The following is a 19,657-nucleotide window of genomic DNA, read 5'->3' on the forward strand; positions in this document are numbered from 1 at the left end:
TTGTCACCAATGGGTTGTTTTAAGGACGACAAGACAATGCACCTGACGTGCGATGATTATTTGTCATCCGGGGATGAAAAGTGGGCGACTTGGACACTGAGGTCAGGGAACGCTTCTTGAATTTTTTTGACGTCAGCCTCTGCCACTGCGGATGGCTTGGGAAGCTGATTGGCGGGCGTGCCGGCTGCGATACCACTGAAGTCCGGTCCAACCGTGATGCTGCGTAGATTAGGCAGGTAGCGGAGCAGTTGGATCATCGTGTGATTCGCGTGCCCTTCGAACAAGTACACACCGGTAACATCGGTTGGACGAACCGGCGAAACGGGGCCGTCGTGCTGGACACTGCCGTGCAGGACGACGCAGTCGATCGCATCATAGCCTCGCTGATCCGCGGGTTGATTCAAGGCATAGCGCGTCACGGCGTAGATACCGAACACCAGTAACAGCAGAAGCAGCAGCCAGACAATTCGGTATTTCATTCGCCGCCTCAATCGCATCGAGTGGTTTTCGAGGTTCGTCGATGACGAAACCCCCACCGTCAACCGAATGACGGCGTGACGTCAATCGACGCAATCAACCAAACGCCTTGTACTACCAAAAGCATTGTACCAAAGCTGAGAACCGTGCGTTTGGACGCGAACCTTGACCGCGACGAGGTCGGCATCGTCGAGAGATTCACCCCACTCACGCGACCGAGCGTGTTGCCAGATGGCACCGCTTTCTACGACGAAAAAGCAGACTGCCACCCAGGTCACAATAGGGTAGGAACCGTTGTCCTTCTAGCCTCGGGGAAGGGAGCTGAAATCGATCTTCGGTTGTTCGCTGGCCGTCGAAGCTCGCTCAAAGATTTGGTCCAACTTCACGGTCGCATCGAAGAAGCCGCAATTTTGCAGAAAGAAACGGTCCTGTTCGCTGCCGCCGGCGAAATCGAGCCGATGACGGCCTCGTGCGGTATTGTCACCGGTGAATTTCGCTCGCGTGATCTCATGCCACACCCCATCGACATCCTGAACCCATTGATTCGCATAGTTTGCCATCCGCTGGATATGGCCCGTCTCAGGCGAAAAATTTTCCAAGAACGAATGGAAGCCCGTCAGATGCTTGTCGGTTTTGGGACGCCGAAAACTGGCGATCAGTCGCCACTCGTTCTTGCTCTTGTCCCCGAACCATGACGTGTACTGCGTGTTGCCATTGCCATCGGGTTTGACTTCGGTCAAAAAGCGGTACGTCACTCCGGCAGTCCACGGGTAAACCAAAAAGCTTTGCCCGCCGGAACCTTCATTGCCAAAATCTTGTGCGCTGACCCCTTCGCCCTTCGCCGTGGTCAGCACACGATCGGATTCCGGAATCTCTTTAGGATTGTCGGTGCGAAATGGACTCCAAACCGAGAACAGGACGCGGCGCTGCGTTTCGCTGTTGACCTGGAAACCAAAGTAGCCTTCACCAAATCCGTTGGCCATGAAATAGGTACCAATCGGGTCTTGCCCTTCTGGCACCGTGATCTCACTGTACGCGTACGTCAAATCAACTTCCTTTGGCAATCGATAACTCAGGTGCACCGAGGGGCCGCGGCGACCCCAGTAGAACATGTTGCCGTCGTTGGTTTTGACGAAGTCGAGCGTTAAGTCCTGATCATTGCTGCTGACTCGCAATTCACTCAGCTCCACGCTCGCAGAACCATTGTCGTGCGAACGCGTTAGTTGGACCTCGACATAGCCAGGCCCGTCGACCTTGATCTCACCAAGCGGGTAAACGCGACTCGGTTCATCTTGCAGCTCGGTTGTCCATGATGTGGCGTCGACCTGGGTTTCAAGTTTTGCTTCCCCGTGCACCGCGCGGCCGCTGATGCCAAGGGCAAGGTTGGCTGCGCGATCGACGTGAAAGTAAACTTTGTAGACTGCATCCGCTTCACGAATCCGAAGCGTTCCATCGCGTCCCAAGTACCTGCCGCCCGGCGACGGCGAACTGCGAAAGGTATTTCCCGCCAGCGGCACGGACCATTCGCCCGCCAATGCGGACGCTGCCATCAGTGGCATCACAAACAATGTTGCCAGAAAAAACTTGGTCGATGCAGTAGGATGAAACGTTGCCATGAAAGTTTTGAGACACCTGTGTTTATTTGAGCGAAAGCACTGTTGATTTTCAAAGTGGCCGCCGCCGTCCGACGGTGGATCGCGTTCAACGCGAAAGTAGCGACGACTTGAACCCGTGGGAGCAGGCTGGTGAGGTTCAGCCCCTTCGGACGCAAGTGTTGGATTTTTCGCCGCTCCCTGCGCTACGTTTTAGCATGAACCGTGGCGTTTTGGTGCTCGGTGGACCCCAGGACAACGTGTTTCGATTGCGAAAGTCGCGAATGGTTTGTAATCTGCCGCCGTTTCGCTATAAGGCCGCTGAAGGTCGATAGACTTCCACCGCCGGGGATCATCGTTCCCCTCGGTGACTGCGAATAGGGTTGTCGCATCACAGAAGGATCGCCGCGGTTGCTGGGTATTCGCAGCATGCTCTGGGAACGCACATGTGGGTATGGCGTTTAAGAAGATGAAATTTAGACGCCGTCAATTTGCTTTTCTGGATTGACGAACACCCAGCAAATGGCACCAACGAGGTAAACCCCCGCAAACATCAGCAGCACCAAATTCCAGTTCGAAGTCCACTGGAACAAGTAACCCACCAAGATTGGGCAGGCGGCCGCAGCGAGGTTACCCACCATGTTCATCAACCCAAAGACTTGCGGGACGCGAGGGCCGCCGATGTCGATCGTCGCGGCAAAGGCACAGGGGCCGGCTAGTGCCGCCAAGAACGAACCGAGCGACAAAAACATGACCGCCAACATTGCGTTCTGCACAAACCATGCTGCCAAAATCAACACCGCACACGCCGCCAGGAACGACGCTCCGACGCCGCTACGGCTCAGTCGCAAACTGCCCGTGCGACGCCAGATCCAATCGACCAACGTGCCGCCAAAAATGCTTCCCGTCAACGTTCCGGCCAACACCAAACCCTGCAGATACCCCGACTCGGCAACCGAAACACCCCGTGTCTCTTGTAGAAACGTGGGAAACCAACTGGCAAAGAACATGTATCCCGACCCGCGACAGATTTGCTGCCCACACAACCAAAACATCACGGACGATCGAGCGATCGCGAGCAGCTCGCGGAATTCGTTGACTGGCTCGTCCGCGGTCGCTGCGTCTACGGGCGAGCGCGCTGCATGAATCAAAGCGAGTTCGGCTTCGTTGACGCGATCATCTTGGCTCGGATCGTTGCGGAATCGCAAGTAGAAACCGAGTGACCAGAAAATGCCCGGAACGGCAAAGCCGACAAACACCCATCGCCATCCCCACGGCGCGATCAACACCCCCGTCAATCCGCTAGCGACAATCGCCCCCACCTGCATGCCGGCCGCCAGGATCCCACAGCTCAGCGAACGCTGGCCCAGCGGCATCCAATGACCGACGGAATTGCACGATGCCGGAAAAATTCCTGCCTGGGCCATCCCCATCACAAGCTGGGCGATGATGAGCAACCCAAACCCCGGTGCAACGCCAATTCCAAACGTTGCCAGCGACCATGCGAACGCAAACAGACTGAGCGTGATTCGTGTTCCCCACCGCTCCGCGAACCAGCCGCTTGGGATTTGAAACAGCGAATAGGTCCAAAAGAACGCTCCCATGAACCAACCCGATTGCTCGAGCGTGAACCCGAGGTCTTCGCGAACCGTGCTCTCAGCGACACTCACGGCATTGCGACATAGGTACGCAAGCGCCGCGGCGATCGTCAGCCACGTCAATGTTCGGTAACGGATCGAGCTGGGGGCCACTTCCATCTACAATGCCGCCTGCAGCCGTTTGAACAAACGATCGACTTCGGCTCTGGTCTCTTCGTCGATCTGCCACGCCGTGGGTGGGATCTGAATCGTGTTGGTGAAGATCCCGCGTTTCTTGAGCAGGTATTTTTCAATCGCAAGAAATCCATCGAGTCCCGCTTGCAACTGCAGAGCGACGATTGCAGAGAGCGGCAGCGATAATTGATAAATTCGATCCTCATCACCCTCGCTCAACGCCCGCCAAAGCGCAACGACACCGTCCAGTAGATCGGTGCCAGGCATCGTCCCGGCAATCCCGCGACGATAACAATCGACCAAGTTGATGCCACCAGAACCTTCGAAGATCCGGGCTTGGCCGTCCGTCGCATCCCGCAGCTTGGATAAATTCGGCCCCAGCGGACTGGCTTCGGGTTTGAACAAGATTCGCTCGCTGCCGAATTGCTCCAGCAGATCCAGGTAGACGCCGAGGTCGATCGCAGCCCCAACGTAACCCGATGCATCTTGGACCACCAACGGAATCGAGATGCTGCCTGCAATCGCAGAAAAGTAATCACGAGTCGCGTCTGCACTTAAATTGGTTGCCACCGGTGGGATTGCCATCACGGCGCTCGCTCCGATCGCTTCGGCATGTCTGGCAAACTCGATCGCCTCGGCGGTGCTCTCGGCGCCCACGCTGATGACCGTTGAACCTCGGTCCTTGGCAGTTTCGCATACCAATTCCGCCAGTCGCAATCGACCGCGATAACCCAGTCGCAGCACCTCGCTGACCATCGCGACGACGACGCCGTCGGCACCGGTTTCAAACGCCCAATCGATTTCACGCTGTAGCGTCCGTTCGTCGATTTCGCCGGCGTCGGTAAACGGGGTTTGCAGCACCGGCAACACCCCGTGCAGCGGTTTAGCGGCTGAGCACATCTTTGATCACTCCCGTCATGGCTTCGAGGGTCGCTTCAAGGCATCCGCGATCAAACGGGGTTTGCCAAACCGGATACACATCGCGGTCATAAAGTTCGGTGGGCGGAAGATAACCAATCGATCCGTTGATCAGATTCATACAGATCAAGGTGTGATCCTTGAAGCGTCGGCGAAGTTCTAGCTGCAAAATGGAATAGGGTTCACAACAACTGCCCACCAACACCGCATCACCGATTCGCCAGGCAAAGATGGGAAGCTCGAAAGTTTGGCCGTCGCCGATGCCAAGACGAATGTCGCGTCGACGTCTCAGTCGTTCTTCAAGGGCGCGGTCGGTACATGCCAAACGTTGGCGTTCGAGCTCGTCGGCCGAAGGCCAATCTTTCAGCGGCAACGCCACCGTACTGCGCATCGCCGTCAACTCGCTGGACGCACCGGCGGTTTGATGATTCCAAACCGCCAGCGGAGCTCCCGATTCGAGTGCGCCGGAGTAAACGAGCGAGGTGCCGGCGGGTTCCATGTCATGGAGCGTCGCCAAGGCTGCAAAACCAAGTTGTCGCCCGTGTCGATCGGCGACCGCGGGATCGCCGACGTATTGATAACGCGGGGCCAGATCGCCACACATCCCCAATAAAAACATGGCCGGAGCCGCGGTGGCGTTTTCCATTGTTTCACGCATCGCGCCGACATAGTCGGGTGAGATCGCGGTGTTCTCGGCAGCCAACGTCGTTGGATGGCAGGCGTAGTTGACCAGCGTGCCCCGCAGCGTGCCGTGTTCGTCGGTGATCCGGCCCAGTACCAGCGTATTGTCGGGATCCCCGCTTGGATCGTAACCACACAAATAGCGTGCTTGATCAGGAGTCGGGTCAGGCAGATCACGTACGGTCGCCAATGAGCATGTTCCGGTGTGCCAATCCAAGGTTGCCGAAAACATCGATTGACAAGCTTGACGTACCGCATCGACCGTCCGCTGGACAAGCGATGCCATCCACTGCTGCAACAGCTCGCTACCAGGCAACGAACGGTCGGGCTGCATCAGCGGCGGTCCGGCGTGCGTATGCGTCAGTGCGAAGATCAAATGCCCCGGTTCGAGCGAAAGTTCCGTGTGCAGACGCTGCTGGAATTCGTCATAGGTTGCCGGGGTCTTCCACCAACCAAGATCGGAATCGATCAGGACAACGGGGGCTGCGTCCGCGGATGATGCCAATGCTAAAACAGTAAGCAAAAGTGGGCGATGGATCGAATCGGCGACATCGTGTTTCGCGGCACCCCAGTTGCGTGAATAGACACCCACGGGCGGCGTGATGTCGACACGCGCGATTCCCATCCGTCCTTGAAACGAAGCGTGCTGAAATGGACGAGGTTGTTTCGTGTTCATGCTTACCAGTCTCCCACCGCGCCGTCTCGGTAAAACACTCGCTGTGCAACCTCTTGCTCAAACGGATGCTTGCGTACTTCGTCCTCGTTGATCGAAATGCCCAGTCCTGGCCGAGTATTGGGCGTCACCGTGCGTGTCGCGGGATCGACCGTGAATCCTTCTTCGACCACGTCGTTTCGCCAAGGAACGTCCTGGTGAACCGATTCGCAGATGATGTAAGACGGCTGCGAGAATCCAAATTCGATCGATGCCGCCGTGCTTACCGGGCCTTGCGGATTGTGCGGTGCCAGTGCGATGCGGTGAGCCTCGGCGAGGGCGGCGATACGACGTGCTTCGCTAAATCCACCACAGTGCGTCAGGTCAAGTTGGCAGATCTCGCAACCGCGAATGGCGAACAGATCGCGAAACGCAGCGAGATGTGTCAACCGCTCGCCCGTCGCAATGGGCGTGGTCACGGCGGCGTTAATCGCAGCAAGGCTGTCAAGGTTTTCAGGCCAACATGGCTCTTCGAGAAAATAGAGTCCATAGGGATCGAGTGCCTTGGCGAACTGCATCCCCATCGCGGGTGATGGGCGTGCATGGCAATCGACCATGATGTCGATTTCGTCGCCGACCGCCTCTCGCATCGCCGCGACACAGGCCGTGGCCGCGTGAATCGACTGTAGTCCTTCGACCGGCATCGTTGGCGGGACCGCCATCGACTTGAACGCCGTGAACCCATCGGCAACCGCTTGCGAGGCCAAGTCGGCGAACTGTTTGGCGTTGTCGACCGGTGTGTTGTAAAAGTGATCGAGATTGCCACCGCCTAGATGACAATACAGCCGTACGTGATCACGTACAGGGCCGCCCCATAGCTTGTGCACCGGTACGTTGTGGATTTTGCCAACAATATCCCACAGCGCCAAATCGATTCCGGCGATCGCAGTCGAACGCACCACGCCGCTGCCATGCCAAAAATGTTGCCGCCACATCATCTGCCAAAGGTATTCGACCCGACTGGGATCCTCGCCCACGATCAATTGAGCCAAATCCTCGATCGCCCCGACGATGCTTCGCGTGTGCCACTCGAGCGTCGCTTCGCCCCAACCAAACAATCCCGGCTGGTCGGTGACCACCTTCACAAATACCCAATTTCGCATCCTCGCATGACAAACGATGGCTTCAATGGCAGTGATTTTCATGCGTAATTCGCGGCTGGTGTAATGGGTTCGTTCGGTCGCATGCTGGTTGGTTGCCCGAGTGGCGTCGATGACGATCCAGCTCGCGAGAGAAAGCCTCTTTTGCTTTTGTCGACAATGTTACTTGTCTTTGTCTACAAAGACAAGTATGTTGATGTTCATGAGCAGCATTTCGACCTATATCAAAAACGATTTAGCCGCGCGGCTTCGCTCGGGGCGTGCGTTGCCGACGACGTTGACGCTCGACGCGCTTGCGCATCATTACGACGTCAGCTTCACGCCGGTCCGTCACGCGATCGCCGAATTGGTCGAGGAAGGATTGCTTAAAAAAGGGGCCAATCGGCGGTTAACGCCCGTTAAGTTGCCCCGCGCCGAAACAGTCGATGTCGTTGACTTAGCCGATGCGGGCGATGCGTTACCCCAGCCACCGCAAGATCCGTACGAAGGGATTGTGGGCGATTTGGTGCAATTGAGCTTGCAAGGGGAACCGATTTACCTTCGCGAGGAAGCGACGGCAGAAAAGTATGGTGTCAGCCGATCCGCCATTCGCCAGATCCTACACCGACTTGCCGGCGAAGGGATGCTCAATCACATCCCGCGTCACGGCTGGCAACTGCGACCGTTTCGGCAAAGCGATCTCGAGGCGTTTATCGATGTTCGCGAGGTGTTGGAGTTGAAGGCGCTCGAATTGTCTCGCTCGCGACTCGACGACAACGTGTTGCAGCAATTACTGGAAGCCAACACGCAAACCTCGTCACCGGATGCCTTGCCACGGATCGACGAAACGTTGCACTCGTATCTGATTGAAACCTCGCAAAACGTCTATATACAAGAGTTCTTCGAGCGTCAGGGGCGTTACTATCGATTGCTATTCGAGTGGGAGGACCGCGATCGATCGACCGCACTTGAAACCGCTCGCCAGCATCGTGAGATTTTAAACGCACTGTTGGACCATGATTGGTCGCGAGCGAGAACCGAATTGTCTCGTCATATCCGCGATCATCACCCGGTGCTCAGCCAGATCGCCCGAGCGATGGAGGCCAATCGCGAGCCATCGGCAATCCCAGGAGAGCAGGCATGATAGGGAGCGGCATCAACTCCAGGTCACATTTCCCCAGGTCAAATGGGCACCCTCGTCACTTCGGGGCAAGTGTTTCTAGACGCATTGCAGCGCTGTTTGCCGCCATCGGTTGCCTCTTCGTATTCGTGTCGTCGTCGGCCGCCGGTTCACTGGACGACTACCAAACAAAAATTAAACCGCTATTCAAGACTCGATGTTTTTCGTGTCATGGAGCACTCAAACAGGAAGGCGGTCTGCGTCTAGACACGGTCGAATTGATGATCGACGGAGGGGTGGTGGCTCGCGGCGACGTGTCCGACAGCGTCTTGGTCGATCGTGTCAGCGAGACATCGCTCGAGGACCGAATGCCTCCCGAGCACGAGGGCGAACCGTTATCCGAGGCGGAAATCGAGCTGCTCTCTGCTTGGATCGCCGCTGGGGCACCGGCACCCGAGGATGAACAACCCGAGACCGATCCGGAAGACCATTGGTCCTTTCAACCGATCACACGTCCGGTTGTTCCAGCGGTCGAAAACAAATCGTGGGTTCGCACCCCGCTCGATTCGTTTATCGCAAACGCTCATCAAGAAAAAGGACTGGCTCCGCAGCCGGATGCGCCGCGAGCAATCTTGGTGCGTCGACTGTATCTTGATCTGATTGGTGTTCCACCGTCGAGCGATGAGATGGTTGCGGCGGAACAAGACTCGGCAATGGACTGGTACGAGAAACTTGTCGAACGATTGCTGGACGACCCGCGTCACGGCGAGCGTTGGGCTCGGCACTGGATGGACATTTGGCGATACAGTGATTGGTGGGGGCTGAATGCTCAGCTGCGAAACAGCCAACGTCACCTCTGGCATTGGCGTGATTGGATCGTCGATTCGTTAAACGCCGACCGAGGTTATGACGAGATGGTGCGGTTGATGTTGGCTGGCGACGAGTTGCATCCGACTGACACCGACGCGGTGGTGGCGACGGGCTATCTGGCAAGAAACTTTTTCTTGTTCAATCGCAACCAGTGGATGGACGAAACGGTCGAGCATGTTGGCAAAGCATTCCTGGGATTGACGTTTGACTGTGCAAAATGCCACGACCACAAATTTGATCCGATCGAGCATACGGACTTTTACAAGATGCGGGCGTTCTTCGAACCGTATCAAGTGCGAATGGACATGTTGCCAGGCGAAGCCAACCTAACAAAGGACGGGCTGCCGCGCGCATTCGACGCGTTGTTGGATACGCCGACGTACCGGCTGATTCGCGGTGAAGAGGGAGATCCGGACAAGTCGAAGGTGATCGAGCCCGGCGTGCCTGAGTTTCTGAATTTTCAGTCCGCCGGCGACAACCCGCTGGACATTCAACCCATCGCATTGCCGGCCGAAGCCTGGCAACCAGAACGACGTGATTGGGTGCTCGAAAACCATTTGTCAGCCGCCACGGCAAAACGAAAGAACGCCCAAACGAAGCTGAAGCAGGCAGAAGCTGCGAAGCAAAAGGCGGGGCAGGACGACACTGCTGCGGAATTCGCTCTAAAGCTCGCTCGCATGGACGTCAAAATCGCCGACGCAGAGCATGAAAGCGTGTCACGACGCTATGCAGCGATGCAAGCAGAGTGGAATGAATCTGCGGACGAAGCTGTCGTTTTGGAAACGAAAGCGGAGGCGATTCGGGCGGAACGTAACGTCTCGCTTCTGCAGGCCGAGCGTTCTTTGATTGACGTGCAGAAGCGACTCGCGGAGGCGGATGAGGATAAACGTGAAGCAATTGAAAAAGAACTGGCGAAGGCTCAGGGGAATTTTGACAAGGCCGAAAAAACACTTGCCGCCGCGATTCTCCCGGACGATTCCTTTACACCACTGGTTGGCGCCCAGTGGTCGGCGACACGATTTCTGAGTACGGGAAAGGACGATCCCGCGGTCGAGTTTCCATCACAAAGCAGCGGCCGCCGCACCGCACTGGCTCGCTGGATTACCGATCGCAATAATCCATTGACCGCACGCGTCGCAGTGAACCACCTATGGACGCGTCATTTTGGTCAACCGCTGGTTGCATCGGTGTTCGACTTTGGGCGAAACGGAGTCGCGCCAAGTAACACGGAGCTGTTGGATTGGCTCGCCGCCGAGCTGATCGACAGTGGTTACAGCATGAAACACTTGCATCGTTTGATGGTGAACTCGGCGGTCTATCGAATGAGTTCCTCGAATGCCGGTGGTGAATCCAATCTAGCGATCGATCCCGACAATCAATTTTGGTGGCGGCGGGTTCCAATTCGTTTGGAATCCCAAGTGGTTCGTGACGCCGTGTTGTCGTTGGCCGGGACGCTTGATCCAACGATGGGCGGCCCTCCGGTCCCGCCAGCGAAACAGCCTGAATCGAAACGCCGTAGCTTGTACTTTTTTCACTCGAACAACGAGCGTGATCTGTTTTTGACGATGTTTGACGAGGCGTTGGTGACCGATTGCTACCGCCGCGAGCAGAGCATCGTGCCTCAGCAAGCGCTCGCGTTAACCAACAGCAAACTGGTGCTCCATTCCTCCGGGCAAATCGCCGAGCGTTTGTTTGTCGCGGACGAAACACCGCGTGACTTTGTCATCCGCAGTTTCAAAACGCTGCTGGCGATCGATGCAAGCGATGCCGAGATTGCCGCTAGCCTGAAGGCGTTGTCGGATTGGGAGCGCCAACCCGAAAGTTCGCCGGCACGCGCACGTGCGCATTTCGTTTGGGTTTTGATCAATCACAACGATTTCGTGACCGTCCGCTAGAGCAAACCGATTAGCGATATGGATAAAGGTAACCGCATGATTAACCCCCTCGTTCCCTCACGTCGCCGTTTCTTGTCGGACATGGGCAAAGGACTCTCCGCAGTCGCCTTGGCATCGTTGCTGCAACGTGACATCCGCGGCGAAGCGGTGCGTTGGGCACCACCGACGGGGCAGCCGCACTTTCCGGCGAAGGCCAAAAACGTGATCTGGCTGTTCATGAATGGCGGCGTCAGCCAGATGGAAAGTTTTGATCCCAAGCCGATGCTGAATAAATACGGCGGTAAAACGATCGCAGAGACTCCGTTCGCTGAGGCACAAGATCCTGCAAAGCTGGCGCTCGAACGTTTGGTCGCTCCGGATGGCAACGGCAATCAACGCAACGAGTTGTATCCGCTGCAGATTGGCTTTAAAAAGCACGGAGAATCCGGGATCGAAGTCAGTGATTGGTTTCCGCATGTCGCCGGCCAAGTCGACAAATTGGCGATCGTGCGATCGATGTACACGACCGACAGCAACCATGGGGCTCAAACGCAATTCCACTCCGGTCGTCATCGCAACGATGGCGACTTTCCGACGCTCGGCGCGTGGGTGCACTATGGACTCGGTTCGCTCAACGACAATTTGCCACAGTTCATTTCGATCGGCAAACGCGAGTACTGGAACAGCCGTGACGGTCACTATCTGGGGCCCGCCCACGATGCGGTGCCGCTGCGAATCGATCCCAAGAACCCGCTCGACTTTAGCCAGCCCGAAATTGCATTTCCGGACCGCGCACGTCAGGTTGGCAAGGATCTACTGGACGAACTAAACGGAATACGCGCCAACGAATATCCCGAGGATCCGCAGATGGCGGCTCGGATCGCGTCATATGAGCTTGCCTTTCGCATGCAGACGTCGGTTCCCGAAGTGGTTGATTTCTCGCAAGAGACCGCCGAGACAAAATCGTTGTACGGGATTGGGGTGCCGCACTGTAACCAGTTCGCGATGCAATTGTTAGCGGCGCGACGGTTGGTGGAACGAGGCGTACGCTTCATCCAAATTCAACATGGTGGCGGTGGCGCCGGTGCCTGGGACGCGCACGGCAAATTAAAGGCGAACCACACCAAGAACGCATTGGCGGTGGATCAGCCAATCGGCGGGCTGTTGGAAGATTTGCAGCGGCGCGGATTGCTCGATGAGACGCTTGTCGTGTTTGCCACCGAGTTTGGACGCACTCCTGGATCGCAGGGTGCCGACGGACGCGACCATCACATCTTTGGATTCACCGTTTGGATGGCGGGCGGCGGATTAAAACGCGGCGTGGTGCATGGTGCGACCGATGAAATCGGCTTCCATGCCGTCGAAAACCGTCACTACGTCACCGATATCCATGCCACGATCATGCATCAACTAGGCCTCGATTCCCGCCAACTCGAGCTTCCAGGACGCAAGCGTTTGGAAATCGACCACGGCCACCCCATCATGGACATCATCGCTTAACTCCGCGTCACACTTGCTTGTTTTAGGACCGCTGAAACCGCTACCAACGTAGCGGAACGTACGAGACAGTTTCGACCTGTCCAGCGATTCACGCAAGTCACGCACGATTTCCGCTGCGCTGAAGACGAACAAACCTTGTTGATCGAATAGGTTTCACGGCGTTGGCTGAATCGGCGAACCGTCGCGGTAAGGTAGGTCCGTAAATGCGGTTGTGTCGGGCGTCAATACATTGGGTCAAACAACTTTTAATCCATTCTTGCTTGTTTCTTGGTCTGAATCGAAGGTGATGCGATGAAGTGTAGTGTGACACGTAGGTATCAAGGGTTTACCTTGGTTGAATTGTTGGTTGTGATTGCGATTATTGGTGTATTGGTCGGGCTGTTGCTGCCTGCGGTACAGGCGGCACGCGAAGCCGCGCGACGGATGCAATGTTCCAACAACATGAAGCAGTTAGGGTTGGCGCTGCAAAACTATCACTCCGCCTACGAGCAATTCCCTCCTGGATCCGCTGATTTTTACGGCTATTCGTACGGCCTTCGACGAAACGTGGGCGCTTCGATCTTTTTGCTGCCTTTTATCGAAATGGGGGCTTTGTATGAAGCGTTTGAACAGGAGGCGAAAGTGGCGACGCCTGGATCGGGGTTCTGGCAGAGTCAGACGCTGCTAGACGCCGGCCCTCAGGCGGCGTTCCTGTGCCCCTCGGCGCAGAACGCGGATGGCACCGAATACAATGGGCTGTCGAAATCCTTGTATGTCTTCTGCATTGGCGATGCGATGTGGCACAATGCCAAGAGTGATTCTGAAGAGGGCATGGCGATTGCCCGCATCAACTCACGAAGCATGTTCGTACCGATGACCAACGGCAACCGCAACGATCTGCGACGCTTTCGCGACCTACTTGATGGGACCAGCAATACATTGGCAATGAGCGAGGTCGCGGGGACACCACGCGATCAAGCCTTCGTCAAAGGCGACGTTGCCAGCTTTAACGGAATGTATGACGGCACGACTGCGATGGCGGGGCCGTGTATGACCGCACCGCTAGATCCAAACAACCGATTTCAGTACCAGACAGGCGCGGATTGTTGGCGCGGGCTGTTGTTTGGGGATGGTCGTGTGATCAATACTCGCTTTACCACCACACTGCCACCCAATTCCTATTCCTGTGCTTACGCTGGCAACAACGACAGCTGGGGAAGTTTCTCACCGTCGAGCGAGCATCAGGGAGGAGTGCAAACGTTGTTGTTCGACGGGTCGGTCCGCTTTGTCACGGATTCGATTGACACGGGTAACCTGAATGCACGCCAAGTCACCAGCGGCGAAAGTCCCTATGGGGTGTGGGGTGCGATGGGCACCAAGTCCGGTAGAGAAACAGCCTCATTTCACTGAAGTCGCTGCGGTCCCGTGTGGCGGTTACCGAATCGAGCTTGCATCGTCGCGATTCGTTTGTGGCCTGCGGCGAATGCAACTCGATTTGTCAGACGCAGTCGTCTTCTAGCAGCGAGACGCTGCTTCAAACGAGTGAGACAAGCAATTCCCCTTTCGTCGTGTGCCGTTGCATTGTCTTGCGGCTCGTGCCAGTCGTACCGGTTGTGCCGACCGCGCGCGGTGCGACTGGCTTTTTTGGGTTCAGAGGTCGAATCCTTACAACTGGACCTCCGGTTTTTTCCGCGGAGGATTCAGAACGAGGCCAAAACGGACTGGCCCGTGCACGATTCAGCCGAGGGAGCTAGCCGATGAAATCGAAAAAATCAAAGCGAAACCTTTTTATGAAATGCCTGATGTCGGGCATGTTGTTGAGTTGCTCGACGGCATGGGCTGATTCGCCAGTCTCCGAACAGGTCGAGGAAATGGATGGTTTCCCCGTCTTTGACCAACAGGAGAACGACGATTTTGTCGCCTGGACCGATGAGGTGTTTGGCAGCGGCATTTTGGATGCAGCCCCCGAACCGCAGAAGCACCAAGACGTCGATGTCGCGTTACCCCCGCCGGCGAATCGTTACAGCGCGTTGCCGTCCTATTTCGGCGAGCCGACGGAGGTGGTACCGAAATCACAAGGCGTCGTGGTTTCGAGCGACGTCGATCCGGCTCGCCAAATGACCGCAACCGTAATCAAGGCCCCCACGCAGATCAAAAAGGTGGATCAGCTGGAATTGGACGTTGACCGCATTGTTGAAGCGGACCGCCAAGATCGATACGAGCAGATTGCTCAGCGTCCGAGCCGGGATGCAGGGGGGGCAAACCGCCCTAACCGCGATTCCAACGCAGCAAGCTTGCTGGATGGCGATGACTTTTACCGGACTCCCGAAGTGGTCGGCGGCCGCTTGGAATTGCCGCCGATCGCCGCCGCCAGCACCTCGATCGAAAACATCGGTAACGGTCGGGCTCCTGAAGGATTCCGTAGCAGTGCGGACTCGCCGATTCTGCCGCTACCCGAGCAAGGGATCGAACGAGATGCATCATGGGGCTGGTCCACCAAAGCTTGGAACGCCCCCAATACGTTCTCGCATCCGTTGTACTTCGAGGACCGTATGTTGGAACGACACGGTCACGAGAAACACCCATGTTTGACCCCGATGGTTGCAGGCATGCGGTTCTTTACCACCGTTCCGATGCTGCCATACCTCGCGACGATCGATCACCCCTGTGAATGCGACTACACCATGGGGTACTACCGCACCGGTTCCTGTGTTCCCGCGTATGTCCAGCGTCCGCCATACGAGCGACGCGCCGTGATCGCCGAAGCGGCGGCGGTTTCCGGAGCGGTCATCGCGTTCCCATAGCCGCACAGCGGCAGTGGCTCTCCAGACAAGCTGCCAGTTGCTAATTGCCCGCTACCGGATGCCGTTATCCGTGGCGGCGGTGCCCTAGCAGATGGCTGACCAGGCCGGTTTTTTGCGTTGCATTTGCATCGCTGAAAACCGGCCTTTTTTTGTGTATTCAGCGATCCGCTGCGACGTGCCGGTGTCGCTCACGGGCAGTCTGCCTTTCCTGCCCACCTTCCCTTTTCCCCTCTGGCGATTTACCGGCAAAGCGTTTAAAACAGCGGCATACGAATACATGTTTTCCAAATGCCTGGACTCGCCCGATGTTTTACCTGATGATTTTGGCCGTTGCCGCGAGCCGCTTCCTCCCTCATCCTCCCAATGTTGCCTGTGTCGCCGCTTTGGGGCTGTTTGCCGGCAGCTACATGTCGGGACGCCGAGCCTATTTGGTTCCGATCGGAGTGATGGCACTGAGTGACATCATGGGCCAGATGTTAGGGATTCCTGGGCTGGGTTTCTACAACTTGGCGGCGATGGCGATGGTTTACCTGGGGATGGCAGCGTCGGTGCCAATCGGACGCATGCTCCGTAACGCAGGTGGAACGAGCCGTCTGTGGAAGGTTCCCGCGGCATCGGTGGCGGCTTCGACCGTGTTCTTTGTCGTCAGCAATTTCGGTACGATCTTGGCTGGCTGGTATCCGATGTCGGTAGCCGGTTTCACCGCTTGTTACATCAATGCGATCCCGTTCTACGGCTTCACTGTCGCCGGCGATCTGTGCTTCTCGGCGGTCATCTTTTCCGCATATGCGCTTTCGCAATCGCGTTTCCGCTTGCCGGTCCTGGCCAAAGCCTAATCGCGTTGCTGGCAACCGCCAGACGTCATTGACTTTCGCCGCAAGCGAGAGGTTTTATAGCGGAGCGGCGCGGGGCCGCGCCCGGTCAAAATTCAACGTTTGTTTCGCTGCAACCGGGCGGCTTGCGGAGTGAGCGCTACCAAAGTAGTGGTGGTTGGGTGATAGCCCGCTCGGCTCGTAGCGAGACGAGACGATCACGAACGGCGATTTCGTTTGCGGTTGGCTCGCGACAGGGGCTTTCCGTCTTTCTTGCGGAGGGTTCAAAATGTCGGACGTCGGTAATCGATTTGCTTGAGTCTTGATTGATGACTCGCAAACGGTGCTCGCAATAAGAGCGGTGCTCGCAAAAAAGCTGAGCTCCTAAACTCACGATGCCCCCCAAAAACAGTGCAATCGGCAGATTCACTTTGCTTGCGGCCGGATTTCCGAATTCCCCGAGAAAACATGGGGATTTGTGTCCACCCCTCGCATCCCCTTCTTCCGGGGTTGCTGCAACAGCTTCGCCAACCGTTAAACTCCGCCGCGACTCTGCGGGCTGTGCCGGTTTCTCTTGATTTGCAGGCGTGATTTGTCGCCCGATCATTCCAGTTGTTTCGACAATCCGGTCGATAACGCAAGCACCGCCAATGATCTTTCGCACGATCGCTTGTGTTGTACGAGTGACGAAAGAGGGTGCGGCGTACTCAAGTGAACCTGGTCATGCGACGCAACCAAGACAAAACATTAGCCACGCCAGCTCCGTCATCACGTATTGGCCGAGCGAGTGATCGTCTGAAGTCCTCGTGGCGTCGGTCCCGTCGTTCCGCTCTGCTGGCAATGTTGGTCGGAGTCACCTCGATCAGTAACGTCGGCTGTAGCGTCTTTGATCGAATCAAAGATGGCCCTCACGATACCAAAGCATCGTACCACGACGACTATGCGATGCGGATCGAGTACCCCGAAGTACAACAGTGTGCAACGGCGCCGTCGGAAGCCGCAAAGCAAGCGACCGAGCCTTTGGCACTCGAAGATCCGTCCAAGATCCCGACGCTTGAGTTGACGTTGGAGCAAGCGATCCAGTTGGCGGTTCAACAAAGTCCCGTGCTGCGATCGATCGGTGGCACCGTGGTTCCGAATCCACAGGGCACTACCACCACATTTGATCCCGCATTGGCGCACGCCAATCCGCTGACTGGGACCGAAGCGGCGTTGTCGGCGTTTGACGCACAATTCTCGCAGCAGCTATTTTGGAGCAACGCGGATCAGCCTCAGAATATCTTGGCTGGTTCGGTCAATGCCCAGTTCACCCCGTCCGCATTGCAAGAGAACTACGCGACATACGCCGCCGAGTTGTCGAAACAAACCGCGCAAGGGGCGAGCTTCGCTTTACGTCACAACGTTAACTATAACAACAGCAACCGGCCGAACCGTGCTTTCCGCAGCGACTTTGTCGGCTTTCTCGAAGCGGAGTATCGTCAACCGTTGATGCAGGGTGCCGGCACCACATTCAACCGCATTGCGGGTCCGAATTCGACGATCGGCAATTACAACGGTGTCTTGATCGCACGTGTCAATGAAGATGTGGCATTGGCCGATTTCGAAGCCGCCGTGATTAATTTGGTTGCCGATGTCGAGCAAGCCTACTGGGAACTTTCGGTCGGTTATCGAATACTCGAAGCCAATGTCAAAGGCCGTGACTCGGCGCTGCAAACGTTCCAGTACCAACAAGTCCGTCTCGAGGCGGGGGCGGGACGAAGCGACGAAGAAGCTCAGGCTCAGTCGCAATACTATCAGTTCCGTGCTCAAGTCGAGGCGGCGCTGGGCGGTCCCGATGGATTGTACGCTCGCGAGCAACAGTTGCGCTATTTGATCGGTTTGCCCGCCAGCGATGGACGGCTCCTGAAACCGACCACCACTCCGACCGACGTGCGAGTTGTGTTCGATTGGGAAAGTGCTCTTGGACAAGCACTGACTCGGCGAGTCGAAGTGCGTCGCCAACGATTCAATCTGAAACGGCGTGAAATGGAACTGACCGCCGCCCGTCTGAATCGACGTCCTCGGCTGGATTTTCTTGGTCAATACCGATTCCGTGGTCTTGGTGATCATTTGATTGGCGGCAGTGACAAAGAGCAATTCGATAACCTGTACGGCAGTATCACTGACGGCAATTACCAAGAGTGGCAAGCCGGGCTGGAGATGGATTTCCCCGTGGGGTTGCGAGCGGCCAGTGCTGCGGTGGCGCATGCTAATTTGAACTTGCGTCGTGAACGTGCATTGCTCGCCGAAACCGAACTGCGAGTCAGCCATGATCTTTCCGATGCGGCTCGTCAAATCATGTTGACGCACCAATTATTGGAAACCAACTACAACCGCTATCTGGCGGACCAACGACAAGTCGATGTGCTGCGTCGCCGTTACCGCGACGGAACCGATAACATCAACTTCCTGTTGCAAGCCCAACGGCAAGTGGTGACCAGTGAGGCCGAGTTCTATACATCGTTGACCAACTACAACCTTGCTATACGCGATTTTCACCGGCAAAAGGGATCGTTGTTGGCTTACAACCAAGTCCAGCTTTCCGAAGGCCAATGGGCGCCAGGGGCATACCAAGACGCTTACGAAACTGGACGTCACTTGACACCACGTCGCAACCCCAGCGACGTGCACATGCCAGCACCGCTGACCAGCGGAGCGTTTGACCCATCGGCCCCTCAAATGCAGCCATTCATGAATGCACCGGCGACCGAGACGATGCTCGAGTCAACACCGCAACCCGCAGAGCCGGCTGAGGACGCCCCCTCGTCGTAGCGAAAGTCGTCAAGACTTTCGTCGCGATAACAGGCTTCCGCCCTTGAGGAAGCGAACATCGCCGTAATGGACGAGGCAACGAGACCCTTCGCCATCCTCGTAACGAATGGCGTCAACGGCTTGTTGAATTACTGAGCCGCGACGCGTCAGCGGCCGGGTCCCGCGCGCTACCCGGTGCCTTACGGCCCACGGCTCACTGTTGCGATGTGGATTTCGATTACATCAACAAGTCGTCAAGACTTTTGGACCGATGCCAAGCTTCCGCCCTTGAGGAAGCCACCACCACCGTAGTGGACGAGGCAACGAGTCCCTTCGCCATCCTCGTAACGAATGGCGTCAACGGCTTGTTGAATTACTGAGCCGCGACGCGTCAGCGGCCGGGGCCCGCGCTACCCGGTGCCCTACGGCCCACGGCTCACTGTTGCGATTTGCATTTATATTAACTCAACAAGCCGTCAAGACTTTTGGACCGATAACAAGCTTCCGGCCTTGAGGAAGCCACCATCATCGTAGTGGACGAGGCAACGAGTGGGATGGTGAAACGCGACGAGTCTGGGGAGATTGGGAGGGCTGGGAAATGAGAAAACTGTTACGCTCCAGCGGATGAAGTCTCAATTTCAATCCGCCACGATGGAGCGTAACAGCGGTGTCATTAT

General features: G+C 56.6%; 13 protein-coding genes. 7 read left to right on the forward strand and 6 right to left on the reverse strand.

Going from position 1 to position 19,657, the window contains the following annotated elements; genetic code table 11:
- Nucleotides 1-56: 56 nt before the first annotated feature.
- The 6 genes from ABEA92_RS26905 to dgoD form a co-directional block, all read right to left on the reverse strand.
- Complete coding sequence (locus tag ABEA92_RS26905; RefSeq protein WP_345688156.1) at nucleotides 57-479, reverse strand: hypothetical protein; 423 nt, start codon at nucleotides 477-479, stop codon at nucleotides 57-59.
- A gap of 300 nt (nucleotides 480-779) precedes the next feature.
- Nucleotides 780-2,093: a DUF3472 domain-containing protein gene (locus ABEA92_RS26910; RefSeq protein WP_345688158.1), complete on the reverse strand. Its 1,314-nt coding sequence runs from the start codon at nucleotides 2,091-2,093 to the stop codon at nucleotides 780-782.
- 452 nt (nucleotides 2,094-2,545) lie between these two features.
- Nucleotides 2,546-3,826, reverse strand: a complete 1,281-nt coding sequence (locus ABEA92_RS26915; protein WP_345688160.1) for an MFS transporter — start codon at nucleotides 3,824-3,826, stop codon at nucleotides 2,546-2,548.
- Nucleotides 3,827-4,741, reverse strand: coding sequence for a dihydrodipicolinate synthase family protein (locus tag ABEA92_RS26920; protein WP_345688162.1), 915 nt, complete (start codon nucleotides 4,739-4,741; stop codon nucleotides 3,827-3,829).
- Nucleotides 4,725-6,116 (reverse strand): neutral/alkaline non-lysosomal ceramidase N-terminal domain-containing protein, encoded by a 1,392-nt coding sequence (locus ABEA92_RS26925; protein WP_345688164.1) that lies wholly within the window; start codon nucleotides 6,114-6,116, stop codon nucleotides 4,725-4,727. The genes ABEA92_RS26920 and ABEA92_RS26925 overlap by 17 nt, the downstream gene beginning before the upstream one ends.
- 2 nt (nucleotides 6,117-6,118) lie before the next feature.
- Nucleotides 6,119-7,297 carry a galactonate dehydratase gene (gene dgoD, locus ABEA92_RS26930; RefSeq protein ID WP_345688166.1) on the reverse strand — a complete coding sequence of 393 codons (1,179 nt, stop codon included), beginning with the start codon at nucleotides 7,295-7,297 and terminating at the stop codon, nucleotides 6,119-6,121.
- Between the two features lie 157 nt (nucleotides 7,298-7,454).
- Between dgoD and ABEA92_RS26935 the strand changes: the two genes are divergently transcribed.
- The 7 genes from ABEA92_RS26935 to ABEA92_RS26965 all read left to right on the forward strand — a co-directional run bounded on the left by ABEA92_RS26935 (nucleotide 7,455) and on the right by ABEA92_RS26965 (nucleotide 19,001).
- A complete protein-coding gene (locus ABEA92_RS26935) occupies nucleotides 7,455-8,375 on the forward strand; it encodes a GntR family transcriptional regulator (protein ID WP_345688168.1) in 921 nt (306 codons plus the stop codon).
- A 125-nt stretch (nucleotides 8,376-8,500) separates the two neighbouring features.
- The gene (locus ABEA92_RS26940) at nucleotides 8,501-11,116 is read left to right on the forward strand and encodes a DUF1553 domain-containing protein (RefSeq protein WP_345688170.1); all 2,616 of its coding nucleotides are present in this window, start codon (nucleotides 8,501-8,503) and stop codon (nucleotides 11,114-11,116) included.
- 36 nt (nucleotides 11,117-11,152) lie between these two features.
- On the forward strand, nucleotides 11,153-12,595 hold the full coding sequence (locus tag ABEA92_RS26945; RefSeq protein ID WP_345688172.1) for a DUF1501 domain-containing protein: 1,443 nt from the start codon (nucleotides 11,153-11,155) through the stop codon (nucleotides 12,593-12,595).
- 291 nt (nucleotides 12,596-12,886) lie between these two features.
- Nucleotides 12,887-13,984, forward strand: coding sequence for a DUF1559 family PulG-like putative transporter (locus ABEA92_RS26950; RefSeq protein ID WP_425572510.1), 1,098 nt, complete (start codon nucleotides 12,887-12,889; stop codon nucleotides 13,982-13,984).
- A 347-nt stretch (nucleotides 13,985-14,331) separates the two neighbouring features.
- Entirely contained in the window at nucleotides 14,332-15,378 is a 1,047-nt protein-coding gene (locus ABEA92_RS26955; RefSeq protein WP_345688176.1) for a hypothetical protein, read from the forward strand.
- Nucleotides 15,379-15,683: 305 nt separating this feature from the next.
- Nucleotides 15,684-16,214 (forward strand): DUF6580 family putative transport protein, encoded by a 531-nt coding sequence (locus tag ABEA92_RS26960; protein WP_345688178.1) that lies wholly within the window; start codon nucleotides 15,684-15,686, stop codon nucleotides 16,212-16,214.
- A gap of 699 nt (nucleotides 16,215-16,913) precedes the next feature.
- The gene (locus ABEA92_RS26965) at nucleotides 16,914-19,001 is read left to right on the forward strand and encodes a TolC family protein (RefSeq protein ID WP_425572511.1); all 2,088 of its coding nucleotides are present in this window, start codon (nucleotides 16,914-16,916) and stop codon (nucleotides 18,999-19,001) included.
- Nucleotides 19,002-19,657 lie beyond the last annotated feature (656 nt).

The sequence above is a fragment of the Novipirellula caenicola genome, from assembly GCF_039545035.1.
GTDB lineage: Bacteria > Planctomycetota > Planctomycetia > Pirellulales > Pirellulaceae > Novipirellula > Novipirellula caenicola.